This is a genomic window from Streptomyces malaysiensis subsp. samsunensis, from assembly GCF_024519315.1.
Lineage (GTDB): Bacteria > Actinomycetota > Actinomycetes > Streptomycetales > Streptomycetaceae > Streptomyces > Streptomyces malaysiensis.
The window spans coordinates 1-13419 of record NZ_JANIIC010000008.1 but is presented as its reverse complement, the minus strand read 5'-3'; the positions used below and the strand labels follow the sequence as shown (position 1 = coordinate 13419).

General features: G+C 69.5%; 13 protein-coding genes. 5 read left to right on the top strand and 8 right to left on the bottom strand.

Features of this window, described 5'->3' with window-relative positions:
• Nucleotides 1-4 precede the first annotated feature (4 nt).
• The 3 genes from NQU54_RS09330 (at nt 5) to NQU54_RS09320 (ending at nt 4163) form a co-directional block, all read left to right on the top strand.
• The gene (locus NQU54_RS09330) at nt 5-1033 is read left to right on the top strand and encodes an L-idonate 5-dehydrogenase (protein ID WP_257630757.1); all 1029 of its coding nucleotides are present in this window, start codon (nt 5-7) and stop codon (nt 1031-1033) included.
• 414 nt (nt 1034-1447) lie between these two features.
• Nucleotides 1448-2452 carry a trypsin-like serine peptidase gene (locus tag NQU54_RS09325; protein ID WP_257630647.1) on the top strand — a complete coding sequence of 335 codons (1005 nt, stop codon included), beginning with the start codon at nt 1448-1450 and terminating at the stop codon, nt 2450-2452.
• Nucleotides 2453-2567: 115 nt separating this feature from the next.
• The gene (locus NQU54_RS09320) at nt 2568-4163 is read left to right on the top strand and encodes a CoA transferase (RefSeq protein ID WP_257630646.1); all 1596 of its coding nucleotides are present in this window, start codon (nt 2568-2570) and stop codon (nt 4161-4163) included.
• An 82-nt stretch (nt 4164-4245) separates the two neighbouring features.
• On the opposite strand, the gene NQU54_RS09315 is transcribed toward NQU54_RS09320, so the two are convergent.
• Both NQU54_RS09315 and NQU54_RS09310 read right to left on the bottom strand, forming a co-directional pair.
• On the bottom strand, nt 4246-4497 hold the full coding sequence (locus NQU54_RS09315; protein ID WP_257630645.1) for a hypothetical protein: 252 nt from the start codon (nt 4495-4497) through the stop codon (nt 4246-4248).
• Entirely contained in the window at nt 4494-4838 is a 345-nt protein-coding gene (locus NQU54_RS09310; RefSeq protein WP_257630644.1) for a hypothetical protein, read from the bottom strand. The genes NQU54_RS09315 and NQU54_RS09310 overlap by 4 nt, the downstream gene beginning before the upstream one ends.
• A gap of 419 nt (nt 4839-5257) precedes the next feature.
• Here NQU54_RS09310 and NQU54_RS09305 point away from each other — a divergent pair, with 419 nt between their 5' ends.
• Nucleotides 5258-5860, top strand: coding sequence for an XRE family transcriptional regulator (locus NQU54_RS09305; protein WP_257630756.1), 603 nt, complete (start codon nt 5258-5260; stop codon nt 5858-5860).
• 605 nt (nt 5861-6465) lie between these two features.
• Here the strand turns inward: NQU54_RS09305 and NQU54_RS09300 are convergent.
• The 6 genes from NQU54_RS09300 to NQU54_RS09275 form a co-directional block, all read right to left on the bottom strand.
• Nucleotides 6466-7299 carry a helix-turn-helix domain-containing protein gene (locus NQU54_RS09300; protein ID WP_257630643.1) on the bottom strand — a complete coding sequence of 278 codons (834 nt, stop codon included), beginning with the start codon at nt 7297-7299 and terminating at the stop codon, nt 6466-6468.
• Nucleotides 7289-7810, bottom strand: coding sequence for a DUF6879 family protein (locus NQU54_RS09295; RefSeq protein ID WP_257630642.1), 522 nt, complete (start codon nt 7808-7810; stop codon nt 7289-7291). The genes NQU54_RS09300 and NQU54_RS09295 overlap by 11 nt, the downstream gene beginning before the upstream one ends.
• Nucleotides 7794-8003, bottom strand: a complete 210-nt coding sequence (locus NQU54_RS09290) for a hypothetical protein (protein WP_257630641.1) — start codon at nt 8001-8003, stop codon at nt 7794-7796. Before NQU54_RS09290 ends, NQU54_RS09295 begins: the two co-directional genes overlap by 17 nt.
• 224 nt (nt 8004-8227) lie before the next feature.
• The gene (locus tag NQU54_RS09285) at nt 8228-9430 is read right to left on the bottom strand and encodes an acyltransferase family protein (RefSeq protein WP_257630640.1); all 1203 of its coding nucleotides are present in this window, start codon (nt 9428-9430) and stop codon (nt 8228-8230) included.
• Nucleotides 9427-10836 carry a polysialyltransferase family glycosyltransferase gene (locus NQU54_RS09280; protein ID WP_257630639.1) on the bottom strand — a complete coding sequence of 470 codons (1410 nt, stop codon included), beginning with the start codon at nt 10834-10836 and terminating at the stop codon, nt 9427-9429. Before NQU54_RS09280 ends, NQU54_RS09285 begins: the two co-directional genes overlap by 4 nt.
• Nucleotides 10836-11813, bottom strand: coding sequence for a glycosyltransferase family 2 protein (locus NQU54_RS09275; RefSeq protein WP_099014034.1), 978 nt, complete (start codon nt 11811-11813; stop codon nt 10836-10838). Before NQU54_RS09275 ends, NQU54_RS09280 begins: the two co-directional genes overlap by 1 nt.
• Before the next feature lie 223 nt (nt 11814-12036).
• On the opposite strand from NQU54_RS09275, the gene NQU54_RS09270 reads away from it, so the two are divergent.
• A complete protein-coding gene (locus tag NQU54_RS09270) occupies nt 12037-13362 on the top strand; it encodes a DUF6716 putative glycosyltransferase (protein ID WP_257630755.1) in 1326 nt (441 codons plus the stop codon).
• Nucleotides 13363-13419: the final 57 nt, after the last annotated feature.

Genomic DNA, 13419 nt, shown 5'->3' with positions numbered 1-13419 from the left:
GCGGATGGTGCTGGGCTGTGTGATCCACGGACAGGATGATCTGCGGGTCGAGGAACTCCCCGAACCGGAACCGGCACCGGGCCAGGCGCTCGTGGCGATCCGGTACGGCGGGATCTGCGGATCCGATCTCCACTACCACCGCCACGGCGGGGTGGGCGACTTCCGGCTCCAGGAGCCGATGGTGCTCGGCCACGAGGTCGTCGGCACGGTCGTGGCGTACGGCGAGGGCGCGACCGGGCCCGCGGTCGGCACCCCGGTCGCCGTCCACCCGGCCACGCCGTGCGGGGTGTGCCCCGAATGCGCCGACGGCCGCGCCAACGTCTGCCGCGACACCCGATACCTGGGCAGCGCCGCGCGCTTCCCCCATGTCCAGGGCGGTTTCGCGTCCCGGATCGCCGTTCCGGCGGGGCAGTTGCGCGCCCTGCCCGAAGGGCTGGAGCCGCGCCGGGCCGCGCTCGCCGAACCGCTGGCCGTGGCACTGCACGCGGTGCGGCGCGCGGGCGATCTCGCGGGCCGTCAGGTGCTGGTCACCGGCGCCGGTCCGATCGGCTGTCTGACCGTCGCGGCGGCTCGCGCGGCGGGCGCGGCGGCCATCACCGCGACCGATCTGCTGCCCCGCGCCCTGGAGTTCGCGGCGGCGGCCGGGGCCACGGCGTGCGTACGGGCCGACGACCCGGACGACCCCATCTGGCCCTCGGACGAGGTGGACGTCGCGATCGAGGCATCGGGCGTGGCCGCCGGGCTCGACACCTGTCTGCGCCGGGTGCGGCGCGGGGGAGTGGTCGTCCAGCTCGGCATGCTGCCGCCGGGGCAGAGCCCGTTCGCCGGGAATGTGCTGGTCAGCCGGGAGATCGAACTGCGCGGGGCGCTGCGCTTCCACACCGAGTTCGACGACGCCCTGCGGCTGCTGGCGGCCGAGCCGTCCTTCGACGCGCTGATCAGCGGGGTACGGCCGGTGCGGGAGGCGGCGCGGGCATTCACCCAGGCCGCGGACCGCAGCCAGTCGTGCAAGGTGCTGCTGGACTTCGACTAGGCCCCGCCGGGTTTGCCCTGCGGGGTTTGCCCTGTCGGGTTTGGGCGAGGTCCTGCGGGGGGTTGGGCTGGGCCCTGCGGGGTTTGGGCGAGGTCCTGCGGGGGGTTGGGCTGGGCCCTCCGGGGTTTGGGCTGGGCCCTGTTGGGTTTGGGCTAGGCCCCGCCGGACTTGGGCTGGGTCCCGCCGGGCTTGCGCTAGGCCCCGCCGGGCTTGGGCGGTGCCCCGCCGGGCTTCGGCCGAGGTCCCGACCGGCCTCGCGCCGGGGCACCGCCCACCCCGGCTAGGGGGATCCCTAATTGTGACGTCCGGTGTCATGGCAGGTCTGAACCAGTCATGGCACCCTACCGGCGACAAAGCGTCAGACAACGTTGTCCGACGCTCTCGGGCACCTCCAATGGACTTGGAGCCGACCGCATGAGACGTGTCGCCACCTTATTCAGCGCCCTCACCCTCGCCACCCTCGGCTGGACCGCCGGAACCACCGCCCACGCCGCCCCCGCCCCGTCCCCGTCCCCCTCCGTTCGGGGAGCCGCCGGAACCTCCGTCTCCACCGAGGAACAGCGCGCCGCAGTCCGCTTCTGGACGACGGAACGGCTGCGCGCCGTCCAGGACGTCACCACCCTGCCCGCCGCCCGCACCGCGAAGTTGGCGGGCGGCGCGCCCACCACGGGCGAGCGCGTGGCCGTGCCCCCGCTCCCGGGTCCCGCCGCCCCCGCCTCCGGGCCCTCGACCCGCGCCACGTCCCCCACCGCGTGGACCGGCGGCGGCCTGATCAGCACCACGGCGGGCAAGGTCTTCTTCCAGAACGCCTCCGGCGGCACCTTCGCCTGCTCCGCCACCGTCGCCAACAGCGACAACCGGTCTGTCGTGCTCACCGCGGGCCACTGCACCGTGGACGCGGCCACCGGCACCGGCTACCGCAACTGGGTCTTCATACCGGGCTACAACAACGGCAACCGCCCCTACGGGACCTTCTCCGCCCGCGGCCTCTTCTGGGACTCCCAGTACGTCTCCACGCGGGGCAACGCCAACTGGGACTACGCCTTCGCCGTCATGAACACCCTGAACGGCCGCACCCTGGCCGACACCGTGGGCGCGCAGGGCATCGCCTTCAACTCGCAGACCGGCCGCCATGTCCACTCCTTCGGCTACGGAGGCTCCGCAGCCGAAGGCAACGGCGAGCGGCTCAACCACTGCGAGGGCAATGAGTTCGCCGACGCGGGCCGCCCCGGCTCCACGATGTGGGGCATCGACTGCGTCCAGACCGGAGGGTCGAGCGGCGGCGGCTTCCTCGCCGACTTCTCGGGCGGCGGGGGCTATCTGATCGGCAACATCAGCGTCAGCGCGGGTGCGAACGAATACCACCCGACCCTCGGCAACGAGGCCCTCGGCCTCTACCGCCAGGCGGGCGCCGCATAGGCCCGCCACTCACCTCGCACGGCCCGCCCTCTCCGTCCCCGACCAGGAGGAGGGGGCGGGGCACTCGCCGGGCCCTCGCCGCAGGCCACCCCGCGCCCCGGCGCACAATGTGCCCATGACGAGGAGCGACGACGTACCGCCACCGGACGCCGCCACCGCCCATGCCTGGACCGCTCTCGGCGGCGATCCGGTGCTGTCGGAGCGGGTGACGTACCGTGCGGTGAGCGGGGGGCTGCCCGCCCGGCTGCCCGTGGCCGAGCTGGCCCGCGCCACCGTGGGCGTGTGCTCGCTGGCCGCCGCCGAACTGGGCGCGCGGCGCTCCGGTGGGGCCGTTCCGGCGGTACGGGTCGACGAGGGCGCCGTCGCCACGGCGTTCATCAGCGAACGGCACCTCCGCATCGACGGTCGTCGGCCCACCAACTTCGCCCCGTTGTCCGGCTTCTGGCGCGCCGCCGACGGCTGGGTCCGTACGCACGCCAACTACCCGCACCACCGCGCCCGGCTGCTCACCGCCCTCGGCCTGCCCGCCCACAGCGGGCCGGACGAGCTCGCGGCGGCGCTCGTGGAGCGTCCCGCCCGCGCGATCCAGGAGACCGTCTACGCGGCGGGCGGGCTGGCCGTGGCCGTGGCGGAGCCGGGTGAGAGCGAGATCCCGCTGGGCGGGCTGCCGTTGATCGAGACCCGGCGGGTCGGGGATGCCGCCCCGCGCCGCCTCGGGGAGGCGCCCCGGTCCGCGAACGGCGATCTGCCGGCAAGCGGCGCGTGGCCCGTGAGCGCGGGCCCCGCGAGCGCGGGGCCCGCGAGCGGAGGATTGCCCACAAGCGGGGCTTTGCCCGCGACCGGAGCGCTGCCCGCGCGCGGGGCGTTGCCCGTGAACGACGGGCTGCCTGCGAACGACGGGCTACCCGCGAGCGCGACCCTGCCCACCAGCGCCATGCTGCCCGCGAGTGGTGTGCGCGTGCTCGATCTGACCCGGGTCATCGCCGGACCGGTGGCCACCCGCACGCTGGCCCTGCTCGGCGCCGACGTACTCCGCGTCGACTCCCCCCGGCTGCCCGAGGACCCCGACGCACACGCCGACACCGGCTTCGGTAAGCGCTCCAGCGCACTCGACCTCGCCGCGCCCGAGGATCGCCGGACCTTCGAGGCGCTGCTCGCCGACGCCGATGTGGTGGTCACCGGCTACCGCCCCGGTGCCCTCGACCACTACGGCCTCGGCGCCGATGCCCTGCTGGAGCGCCGCCCCGGGCTGATCGTGGCTCAGCTGAGCGCATGGGGTTGGTCCGGGCCCTGGGCCGGTCGGCGCGGTTTCGACAGCCTGGTCCAGGCGGCGACCGGGATCGCCGCGATCGAGGCGAAGGACGATGGTGACGGCCACCCCGGTGTGCTGCCCGCCCAGGCCCTCGACCACGGCACCGGCTATCTGCTGGCGGCGGCGGTGCTGCGGGCACTGACCGAGCGCCAGGACACCGGCGGCGGGCACCATCTGCGGCTCTCCCTCGCGGGCACCGCGTCCTGGCTGACCCACGGCATCGCCCCCGCCACCCCGGTGGGCGGCCCCGCCCATGACCCGGCGCTCTGGCTGGCCGAGACCGCGTCCGACCTGGGCGCGCTGCGCCACGCCCGCTCGCCGATCGCTTCCCCGGACGGCCCGCTGGACTGGGCCCGCCCACCCGGCCGCCTGGGCGCCGACGCCCCGCGCTGGCTCTGAGCCGGCTGCTGTTAGCGGGCTCTTTGGGAGCGGGTCCTCACTGTCGCCCACGACAAGGGCGGGGCGAGGCGGTTGTTCGGCATCAGTACCGCTGTCGGCCACCCGGGTAGCGGATCGGCCGTCGGCACTCAGGGGCAGCGGCGGGTGGGGACTGCTCGCCGAGCGCGTAGCACAGGGCCGCGTGCAGCTGCTCTGCCTCGGCGGGGGTCAGCGCTAGTTGCGTGATGGCCCGATGCCGCCCGTCGCTGCTGATCCGCAGCGGCAGTGCGAGTTCCCCATCCGCCATGCGGTACAGCCCCCGCCCCGGCACAGGCTCGATCTCCCACTTCGTCATGCCGAGCCTTCGTTGCTCTCAGGAGCGCTGCCGAGGCCCTTACCTTCATCGCTTTCAGGCGCGGCAAGGCGCCCACCCCTGCTCTCGGCGACCCGCAACACATCGCGCAGCGCCTCACACAGCCGATCCGACAGGAAACGCAGTTCGCGCGCGTTCGCCTTTCGGTCGCCCAACAGCGCACGGGCGTGGTGAAGGAGTCCGGCTCCCATGGCGAGCTGTAGGGCTTCGATTTCGTCTGCCCGCCGGCTCAGCGCGCTGTGATCGTCGTTCGGAAACAGGAAACACGGCTTGCCCTCCGGACTGGACCATGGCAGCAGCCGCAGGCCGCTCGACTGGGTCACCGTGCCGCCCCCGTGAAGTCGCCGTTCCAAACTGCTTTCACCCATTCAAGTGCACACCGGATCAGGTAGATCACGTCATCAGCTCCTCAGATTTGGTGGCCATGCCCTGGGCCAGGAGGACGGTCGCAGGGGCTTTGCAGCCAAAGACTGACCGTCCCAAGCGGACGTATCGCTGCCCAAGGCAAGGACGGTTGGGGCGTATCGGCGCTACCGTTGAAAACGCCCAAACGTCCCCAGGGGGAGCTTTGAACACGGCCTTACGATCAGCTATTGAGTCCTCTGGGCTGTCGCCAAGACAGCTCGCTGTCCGGGTGGGTGTCTCCAGCAAGACCGTTGAACGATGGATCGCGGACGAAGGGCTCACCCCGCATGCCAGGAACCGGGTAGATGCCGCTGAGGTGTGGGGAGTTGATGCAGAGATGCTGTGGCCGAAAGCTGTAAGGGACCGGCTGAAGACCGGCGGTGACCGGGAACTCGTCCAAAGTTACGCATACAGGTCTGCCTGCCCCTCAACGGTCTGGGCTGATCTGATCGCCGGGGCGACCGAGGACCTGTTCTTCGCCGGTTTCACGTCCTACTTCCTCTGGACGCAAGTGCCCGCTCTTCCCGAGATGCTGCGGAGGAAGGCAGAGAGCGGTTGCCGAGTTCGCTTCCTGCTTGGCGATCCGGATGGAGCGGTGACCCGACAGCGGGAAGCCATCGAGGACGTTGCCCTGACGGTCTCCACACGCGTCAAGATGACCCTGGAGCAACTCGCCAAGATAGGTGAGGTGCAGGGGCTGGAAGCGCGGTTCTCCGCGTCGGCGGATGCCATGAATCACGTCTCCCTATCCGTCTTCCGTTTTGACGACGATGCACTTGTCACGCCGCATCTGGCGCGGCTCGTTGGCCATGATTCGCCATTGATGCATCTGCGACGCCATGGTGACGTGGGGATGTTCTCTCGCTTCGCGGAACACGTGGAGGAGCTGTGGACCGGTGGCGTCCCCGTTCCAGGGGTCCCTTCGGCCGCGCCGCGATAGCGGTTGCACCAACTGCGGTGGGTCGGTACAGGTGTGGCCGGTAGGTGCGGCCCAAGGGGTGATGCCGGCCAGCGGGACCAGCCGCAGCTTCAGTGCCCCGCTCCTGTGGTCGGCTCGGTCGCGCCCCGGTCGATCGAGCGGCCCCTGCCATCTGCCACGAGGGAAGCAGGCGACAGGGGCCGATCCAGCAAGCCGTTGGGGAATGTCAGGTGTTCACTCGCCGTCGCCTCCCTGCGGGGCTGGGGCGCGGGTGCCTCCGGAGGCATTGGTCCTCCGTCGTGCTTTCCTCCGTCGGCCTGCGCGCTCATCAGGTCACGCGGGTGCCTGAACGGGACTCCGCGCCAACCTTCCGCGTCGGGCGTGCGCGTCTCGTACCTGTCGACGGCCGCAGCGTTCATCTACCAGCCTCCTCTTTCGCGATGAGCCATGTCGCCGTACCGTCGAGGACATGGCCCGTGACCGCAGGGGATTCCTCTGCGGTTTGGTCACCCGCCCCGGTTGCTCGACCTGTCCAGGGTTTCCAACCGCCGGGGCGGGAGCTCATAGGTTCACGGTAGAGAAGAATTCCAAGTAAACCACTTGATATTTCCGTAGTCGGGTAAAGATCATGAGCGGAGCTGGTTGGCCCATTCGGACAGTCGTTCTCTGCACTTCTCCCCGAACAAGGCGAATCCTTCATATGCTGTGAACTCATCCAGGTATGCCGACACATCCCGATGGTCCCGGAAAATCATCGCGCCCGTCTGCGTCTCGACTGTGGCGATTCGAGTGTCATAGATGGTGAAGGTGTTCAGCGGGCCTACCGGAACATGGGTGTCGAAGGGGATGATTCCGAGGCGAACGTTCGGCAGCAGGCTAATCGACGCTAGCCGGTCGATCTGCATAGCCATGGCAGGGGCGGGAAGGAACGGCCAGCGTACGGCCTGTTCGGTCAGGATAAACGTGAAACGCTTCGACGTGTCGTACAGGGCCGACTGTCGTTCCAGCTTCCTGGCAATCGCCCTACTGTGGTCTCCTGGGATGTGGGCGAGGCTTGCCCTCACATATTCTGGGGTCGCCAGCAGGCCAGTCACCATGGACAGGAGGAAGTACCGAAACTCTGTGGAAGAACGTTCGAACCCGGCCAGTTCATTTTGTTTCTTCTCCAGGCCGGTGCGGCGCTGAGACCAAACGTCTTGCCATTCGGTGTTTGCGGTGCGAGCAAGGGCCGCCACCTGAGAGACGAGGTTGGACGGTGCCTCCAAAGCGCGGAGAATCAGCTCTACATCGACAAGGCTCGGCGTGAGCTTCGCTCCCTCGATATTGCTGATCTTCGTCTGGGACATATTGCAACGCTGTGCGAGCCGGGTCTGAGTGATCCCGGCTCGCTTGCGGAGGGTCTTGAGCGTGTCGGCCAAGTCCGTTCTGGATTGCCTCAGCTCTTCCGGCTCAAACGTCAAGACCCTTCACGTACTCCTCAAAGGGCACCGACTCGGCCAAGGCGATACGCTGATATTCGAGGTACGGCGTCACATTGCCTTCGTGTACTTCACGGCTGATCTGTGTGCCGTCCGCCTGGTAGTGCATGAGGACGACTTCCTTTTTGTCGAAAATCCAGAAGTCCTGAACGCAGGCCAGGGGATTTTCTCGGTCGGTCACGTCCATGATTCTGATATCTTCGCCAGCCCATGCGTGCGGCCTGTAGTGCATGAACTCGTAGCGGAGATACGTGGAGAGCGGGCGGGTAACGATGTGTACGCGCCCCTTGCTCTTTCCTGTGCGGCGTATCCGCTTCAGATCCTCGGTGTACTCGTTAGAGTGTGTGTGGGGATCGATGCGTTCACCCGCCAGATAGGCCCGGATCTCTTCCTCTTCTTGCGGGACCTTGTAGGCAGGCAGAGTCTCAAGCCGCCATGCCTCGCTCCGGAAGTCCCGGAATTTGGCCTGCCACGCTTCACCCTCCAAGAGCACGGATGGCCTCCCTCATGACGTGCTCGGGGATCTTCACCAGTGCCTCACCGTTCGGGGGCTGGAACGCTTCACAGATGTCGCCTTGCACGACGATCCCGCCGTCAGTCTCGTCCCGGTAGATGTTGGGACAGTCGTTTTGACTGCACTCCCCATTACCGCTGCCGGTGAGCCGGGTCAGTTTCTGCCGTGTCATGCCGAACCCCCCTCGTTCGCCACCCTGGTTGGGCCGACTGGCCATACGGTACGAGGGCGGTCACAGGCCGTCCATGCGGGATCGCCAATATTCGCGTTGTCGGGTAAAGATCTTGCTATGCACGCCATCGATCAGGTGCTGTCGCCGCCATGACGAGCAGGGCTCCCCTCGCCGTGGAACAGCCGTGGAACGGCCGAGGGGAGCCCTGGGAGGGCGTGGCCCCCTTACAGCCGGACCGTGGTCAGCGAGCGCTTGATCACGGGGGTGAGCTTCTGTTCGACGAAGCGGTAGAGCACCCAGGCCAGGCCCAGCATCACCAGGACGGTCAGGGCGAACGTCCTGTAGGAGGGGATGCCCAGCTTTTGGTGGAACGCCCAGACGGCGACCCAGCCCAGATGCTCATGGACCAGGTAGAACGGGTAGGTCAGGGCGCCCGCCACGGTCAGCCAGCGCCAGTCGGCCCAGTTGAGCTTGGACAGCGCGATCAGCGTGACCGCCACATAGCCGAAGGCGACGACGGCGATGATGGCCGTGGCGGACCGGTAGGAGAAGGCGTCGACGTTGGCCGGGTGCCACAGCTCGCGGATCGCGTAGTGCTGGCCGATCAGGAAGCTGATCCCGATGATGCCCCATGCCAGGGCGTCATGGCCGAAGCGGTGGAGCAGATAGATGCCCATGCCGCCGATGAAGTACGAGGAGTACTCCGGCATCAGGACGACGTCCAGCAGCGGCAGGTCCGACGCCTCGGCGAACGCCGAGCCCAGCGTCCAGACCGCGCAGAAGAGCACCACCCGGTGCCGGGTCGCTCCCGGGAGCACCACGAAGAGCGCGAAGAGCGCGTAGAAGCGCAGCTCCGCCCAGAGCGTCCAGCACACGCCCAGCACCCGGTCCACTCCGAGCGGCTGCTGGAGCATGGTGAGGTTGACCAGCGCGTCGCTGGGCGAAACCGCCTTGTAGGCGACCCAGGGGAGCGCGAAGACGCCGGTCACCAGGATGATCGCGACCCAGTAGGCGGGGTAGAGCCGGGAGACGCGCGAGGCGAAGAAGGAGCGCAGCGGCCGCCCCCAGCCGCTCATGCAGATGACGAAGCCGCTGATGACGAAGAAGATCTGGACGCCGAGGCAGCCGTAGGCGAAGTAGCTGGAGAGGGTGGGGAACTGCGTGCGGGGCGAGGAGCCCCACGCCTGGGTGATCTCCCCGTCGCGGCCGCCGTAGTGGTACGCGGCCACCATGAGCGCGGCGAGCAGCCGCAGCCCGTCCAGCGCCCGCAGCCGCACCGGATGGCCACCGCCGCGCGCGGCCGCCTTCGCGGTGCGCCCGGCGGATGGCTCCAGGGCCTTGTCGGGGGTGCGCGGCGGCGACGGCGTGGGAGCCGTCGCCGCCGCGTTGGATATCGGCCCGGCGTCGGGGGCGGGCGGCGCGCTCATCCGGTGGCCGTCCGCTTGAGGGCGGCCCGCTTCAGGGCCCGGGCGCGGCGCGCCACCCTGCGCACCGTCTCATTGCGCGGGATGAAGGCCAGCTGCGAGGGGACCGCCCCGGGCAGGGCGAGCGCGGTCAGCCGACGCTTCTTGAAGTAGCGCCAGGTGTTGTTGTCCAGATGGGCGGCGAGATAGCGCTCGGCGGCGGGCCGCAGATCGGGGTAGATCTTGGCCTGCATGCAGAAGCCGACCGCGGCGACCAGCCCGGTCAGCTTCTTCCCCGCCCGCTCGTCCACCCGCTGGGCGGCGGCCACCGCCTTGTGGTCCTCGAGGTCGGGCAGCAGCGCGTCCACGATCGTCACCGGCATGCGGTTGCTGTTCTGGTACGGGGTGAGCCGCTCCAGCAGCACATCGGTGCCGATCTTGGCCACCGGCAGCCCGTAGAAGACGTCGGCGGTGAGCAGCGCGGTGGAGAAGCAGCCGATGACCAGGGCCGGACGCATCCGCTGGTACAGCACCTCGGCCAGGACCGGGGTGTCCATGACGGTCAGCTCCGCGCCCAGCTCCGCGGCCTTCTTCTCCAGCATCCGCGACCAGCGGGCCGGGGCGGTGGGGTGCGGTTTGAAGACGACGGTGCGGTGGCCCAGCGCCACGGCGCCGCGCAACATCCGTACGTGCAGCTCTTCCTCCTCCTGCGGAGTGAGGATGTCCAGCGCGGACAGGTACTGCCCGAGCATCATCGCCGGGCCGCTGCCGACGGCGATCCGCTCGCTGGCGGAGGCGACGCCGCGCGGGGCGGCGTCGGCCACCTCGGCGAGCACCTTGGTGAACACCTCGGTCGGCAGGATCTCCGGTTCGACGCCGAACTCGGTCAGCAGCAGCGGCCGCAGTCCGGGCACCAGGTCCAGGTGGAGCAGTCGGCGGATCCGGGTGCCGATCAGCGGATGCAGCTTGTTACGGGTCGGGCCGTAGCTCATCAGCCCGTCCGCGTAGACGTCGATGGGCGCGCCCTGGAACACATTGGCGATCGCCATCGCCGGGTTGACCTGGATGGACTCCAGGACCAGCTCGACATTGTCGTCGCCGAGGTTCCACAGCAGCCGCAGATGGCGCTCCCACAGCGGGGCGTCGTCCAGGCGCGGGGCCCAGCCGCCGGGGTGGAACGGCGAGATCGCCTCGTTCCAGGAGAGCACCCGGTCGAAGCGGCCGCGCAGCCGCTCGAAGCCGGGCATCTCGTCGACCGGCGGGGTGGTCTCCGGCGTCGCGGCGTTGTTGCTGACCAGCAGCAGCCGGCGGTCGGCCGGGCCGACGCCGCCCGCGTCGATGGCGGCCGCGAGGGTCGCCGCCCCGTAGAGGGTCGAGGCGAGGAAGATCTGGGTGCGCTTGCGCTCCGCCAGGGGCTTGTAGGCGGACATCAGGCCGCCACCTCCGCCCCCGTGGACCTGCGCTTGACTCGCCGCAGCCGTGCGGCACGCTCGTAGTCCATGGAATCCAGTGCGTCCTTCAATACGTCCTGGGGCATGCGTTTCATCGCCGCCGCCGACATGGAACGGAGTTTGCGGGCCACTTGTGGTTCGAATCTCTCGATGTTGCCCAGGTGGTGGGAAATGATCGCGCAATAGGTGCGGACGGCCTTCGGCAGCAGGGCGTCGGCGTCGCGGTCCCGTGCGGTTTCCTCGATCACCTGGTCGAATGCGCGGATGAAGTCCAGCTGCCGCACATCTCCGATCTGGGTGAGCGAGGAGGACACCCCGCGCCGGTAGAAGACGCCGTGCAGACCGAGGACGGCGAAGCTGGCGGCCTCGCGGTGCAGCCGCCAGATCCAGGGCCGGTCCTCCGCGGTGCGCAGTCCGTGGGTGAAGTGCAGCAGCCCCTGGTCGAGCAGGCGGCGGTGGTACATGCCCGCCCAGGCGTAGGGGTAGTCCACGGAGGTGGAGCGGTCGGCCGGGAGGATCGCGTCCCGCGGGTCCATCACCATCTCGCGGCGGCCGTGCGGCACCCGGGTGATCGAACGGGCCCGCGCGGTGCACTGGACGTGGTCCACGCGCACGAAGTCGCATCCCAAGTCCTCGATGGCCGCCACCAGTTGCTCGTAGTAGCCGGGTGCCAGCCAGTCGTCGCCGTCGAGGAAGGTGAGGTACTCCCCGGTGGCCTTGTCCAGGCCGGTGTTCCGGGCGGTGGCCAGCCCACCGTTCTTCTCGTGCCGTACGTAGACGGCCCCCGGAAGGTCGCGTTCGGCGCGCTCCAGGATCTCCGGCGTCCCGTCGGTGGCACAGTCGTCGACGAGAATGAATTCGAAGTCCTCGCGCGCGTTCGCGCGCAGACTTCTGAGCGTGTCGGGGGCATAGGTCTGCACGTTGTAGAACGGCACGATGACGGAGAGCTTAACCACGCGGGTGACGGTAGGTCTCCGGTCGGCATTCGTCTTGACCTAGGGTGTACGTAAAGGTGAACGAAGAACGTCGGAACGGTTAACCCGCCGCTCCAGCCAGCCGATTCTCCAATCGTCGACGTTCTGTTAACCCTTTGTTGCTCTTGCGTTGGGCCGTGAATCGACAACGCTTCCTAGCGTCTGCGACGTGTCCTCACGTACCAATTCTCCTGTGCGAGTCGCCGTGCTCGCCGACTCCGACACCCGGTGGAAATGGGGCGCGCTCACCGCGCATCGCCTCGTACCGGACGGGTCGGATTCCGCCTCCGGCCGTCGCCTGGACGGCTTCCTGCTGCGCGGCCGGGCCACGCCGACCGCCCGGCAGCTCACCGAGGTCGGGGTGCGTGCCGACGCGATGCGCGAGGTCACGGGCGTGGAGTTCGTCCGCGCGGTGGACCGTGAGCGCTATGACGTGATCGTGCTCTCCCTGGTCGGCGGCGCCGTCCAGGCGATGCTGCACGGACTGCGCCACGCCTGGCAGGGCCAGGCCCGCCGCCCCGTGGTCGTCACCGGCTACGTCGGCGTCGTCTACGAGAAGCTGGCCGACGGCCTGCTGCTGCGCCACGGCGCCGATGTGGTGCTGGCCAACTCCCGCCACGACGCCGACCGCTTCCGCGACGTCTATACGGGCGTCGGCGCCGACGCGGACAGCGTCGTCGAATGCGCGCTGCCCTTCCTCGGCGGCGACCGCTACGACGAGAAGGCGCGGCTGGGGCGGAAGCACCCCGGCGGCACGGTCGTCTTCGCCGTCCAGCCGTCCGTCCCGGACAACCGCGCCGACCGCACCTATCTGCTGCGCCGCGCGGTCGAGCACGCGCGCCGCCATCCGGACCGCGAGGTCGTGGTCAAGCTGCGCAGCAAGCCCGGTGAGCACACCACGCATATCGAAGAGCTTCCCTACCAGAAGCTGATCGCCAAGTTCGGCGACGATCTGCCCGCCAACCTCCGGCTCGCCTACGGCAACATGGGCGAGGTCCTGGACACCGCCGACCTGCTGGTCACGGTCAGTTCCACGGCCGCTCTGGAGTCGCTGCACCGCTCCATACCGACCGCCGTCCTCACCGACCTCGGGGTGCGGGAGACGCTCGGCAACCACCACTTCCTCGGCTCCGGCTGCCTGGCCTCGTGGGACCAGCTGGACGCCGGGCACCTGCCCGAGCCGAACGCCGAATGGCTCAGCCGCCAGGGCATCGCCGCCGACGGGCCGTACGAGACCTGGTTCGACGCCGCGCGGGAGCGCGTCGCCGAGCTGGCCGCCGAGCGGACCCTCGCGCCGCTGGCCCCCTTCTACACCCCCACCACCGCGCCCGGCTATCTGCCCGGCCGGCTCGCCCGGTACGGCTTCGAGCCGGACGGCTCGCCCCGCCCCGGGGCCTCCGCCGAGGACGAGGCGCAGGTCTCCGCGTTCCGGCGAGTGGTGCGCAACACGATGCGTGAAGCGGCCCGCGGTGCCTATCGCCACGGCGTCCAGCGCGTGGCTCCGGTGATCCGGCGGATGGGGGAACTGTGAGCGACGTGCGCGCGGCCGCCGGGTCGCAGTTGACGACGATGCCCGCACCTCTGCGCC